General features: G+C 63.9%; 2 protein-coding genes, 1 rRNA gene and 2 pseudogenes. 2 read left to right on the top strand and 3 right to left on the bottom strand.

Going from position 1 to position 2045, the window contains the following annotated elements; genetic code table 11:
• Positions 1-219 precede the first annotated feature (219 nt).
• Positions 220-336: ribosomal RNA gene (gene rrf / locus ABIC21_RS19265) — 5S ribosomal RNA — on the top strand.
• A 113-nt stretch (positions 337-449) separates the two neighbouring features.
• On the opposite strand, the pseudogene ABIC21_RS19260 reads toward rrf, so the two are convergent.
• Positions 450-614: pseudogene (locus ABIC21_RS19260) on the bottom strand (dihydrofolate reductase); the annotation flags it as partial.
• Positions 615-698: 84 nt separating this feature from the next.
• Between ABIC21_RS19260 and ABIC21_RS19255 the strand changes: the two are divergent.
• A pseudogene (locus tag ABIC21_RS19255) lies at positions 699-1011 on the top strand (dihydrofolate reductase family protein); the annotation flags it as partial.
• A 181-nt stretch (positions 1012-1192) separates the two neighbouring features.
• On the opposite strand, the gene ABIC21_RS19250 reads toward ABIC21_RS19255, so the two are convergent.
• On the bottom strand, positions 1193-1348 hold the full coding sequence (locus ABIC21_RS19250; RefSeq protein ID WP_354351980.1) for a transposase family protein: 156 nt from the start codon (positions 1346-1348) through the stop codon (positions 1193-1195).
• Positions 1349-1719: 371 nt separating this feature from the next.
• The coding region (locus ABIC21_RS19245; protein WP_354351979.1) for a hypothetical protein at positions 1720-2045 on the bottom strand (326 nt) is incomplete at its 5' end.

Below are 2045 nucleotides of genomic sequence, written 5' to 3'. Positions count from 1 at the left end.
TGAACGGATTCAAAAGACGTTCACACCATGAGGAAGAGTACAAAGATAACAAGACTGCTTGCGTCCACTATGTGGTTCCCAAACAACAAACCCGTCACCAAACGGATCGTTGTTCCAGGGAACAAAACCACAACAAAATAAACAACACCACAGTTGTAACACCACAGATTTCCCCACCACCACACCCCCAGGGGCACGGAACGGTACGGGAGCAAGGGTTACGGCGGTCATAGCGTGGGGGAAACGCCCGGTCCCATTCCGAACCCGGAAGCTAAGACCCACAGCGCCGATGGTACTGCACCCGGGAGGGTGTGGGAGAGTAGGTCACCGCCGGAACATCATTAAACGGTCGAGAGCCCCAACCACACGGTTGGGGCTCTCCCGCGTTTAACGGCTATCCGGTTTCTGGAGGATCGCCGTCATAGGGCTCCAGCCCCCGCCCAGATCGGTCAACGGCGCACCCGATAGCGCAGGTGAAGCACCCGGTTGCCCTGAATCACCACGTCGGGATCCTCCAACAGGTGCTGTGCGTGGACCGACCCGAAGTAGCGCTTGCCGGACCCGAACACTACGGGAGCGACGTCCATGCGCACCTCGTCGACCAGGCCACGCGCTGGACAGCTGGCCGATTGATTTCTTACTAGAGCGACAGCTCACGACACGCTAATCTGAGGGCACCCAAAGCAAAGGAGAGCCCCGTGGGCAAGGTGGTCATGTATAGCTCGGTGTCGGTGGACGGCTTCATCGCGGACGATCACGACCAGCCCGGCCCGCTGTTCGACTGGTTGTCCAACGGTGACGTCCCGTTGGACGAAGGTGTCGCAGACGTCCTACGACTACACCCGGCCGTACTGGGACCAGATCGGGGCGACAATCGTCGGCCGCCACGTCTTCGACCTGACGGACGGCTGGGACGGGAAGCCTCCGAGCGGGATCGACCACGTGGTCGTCGTGACGCACCGGCCGCGGGCCTCCGGCTGCATCCACACCAAGTCGCTTCACGCCGTCGAACCGGGACTCGTCATCGGCCATCGCCTGCAGCAGCGGCTCGATAGAGGTCCACACCGTGTTCCACGTCCCCAGTTGCCGCGCGATCTCGGCGATGGAGGCGTGCTGGCGGATCTGGTTGATCGCCCACCAGCATGCCCGCGCGGTCAGCAAGGCCCGCAACCGAGCCACCTGCTCGTCTTGCTCAGTGAACCTTTGTCGGACACGATGGTTCCTCGCAGCGCCAGGTCCGCTTGCGCCAGATCAACCCAACCGGCCGGTCGAAGCACGGCGCGTCGACCAGCGTGACGTCGCTTCGGCCGTGACTGTGTGCCACGACCCCGCAGGACGTGCAGCCCATCGGCGCCCGAGCCGACTCGACGCGTACGGTGAGCAGCCCGACCTCGCGCCACAAATCCCCAGCTTCCGATCAGGGCTGCCGGCCTGGGCGCATGAGCCCACTGCTGTCTGTGAGGCTTGACACCGGACCGGCCGAAACAGTCCCTGCCGTTAGCCGCGCGCAGGGGACTCGCCTAGAATTGGATCAGATGTACGGACTTCGAAGCGCTTGATTTCGGGTTGCGTAGGAACGAAACACGGAATAGAGCGGCTGCGATTGCGCCAGTGGTCAGCTCATAATAGGAGGAATCCAGCATGGCTGAGCACAACGATGGTAATCGCGGCGGCAACGACCGCGGCAACGACCGCGGCAACTTTGGCGGCGGCCGCGCATCAGGCGGCGGTGGTTTCCGCAGCACCAACAACTCCGGCGGCGATCCCCGCGGGTACCGTGCCAGGGATGACCGGGGCGCCCAGGGGGACCGTCCTACCTCCAGCGACCGCGATCGTAAGCCTTTCGGGGACCGTCCGGCGCGTGAAGGTGACCGCAAGCCGTACAGCGGTGGCGGCGATCGTGACCGCAAGCCGTATGGTGACCGTGCTCCGCGTGAAGGTGGTGGGGAGCGCCGGAGCTTTGGTACCGGTGGCGGGGACCGGAAGCCGCCGTACAGCGGTGGCGGCGATCGTGACCGCAAGCCGTATGGTGACCGTGCTCCGCG

This window comes from Pseudarthrobacter sp. PvP090 (genome assembly GCF_040547365.1).
In the GTDB taxonomy this organism is placed as follows: Bacteria; Actinomycetota; Actinomycetes; order Actinomycetales; family Micrococcaceae; genus Arthrobacter.
This window is presented reverse-complemented; position numbering and strand designations above follow the sequence as displayed.

Coding starts and splice junctions, on each gene's coding strand:
- ABIC21_RS19250 (WP_354351980.1), bottom strand. CDS start 1,348: ATGGGCTGCACGTCCTGCGGGGTCGTGGCACACAGTCACGGCCGAAGC.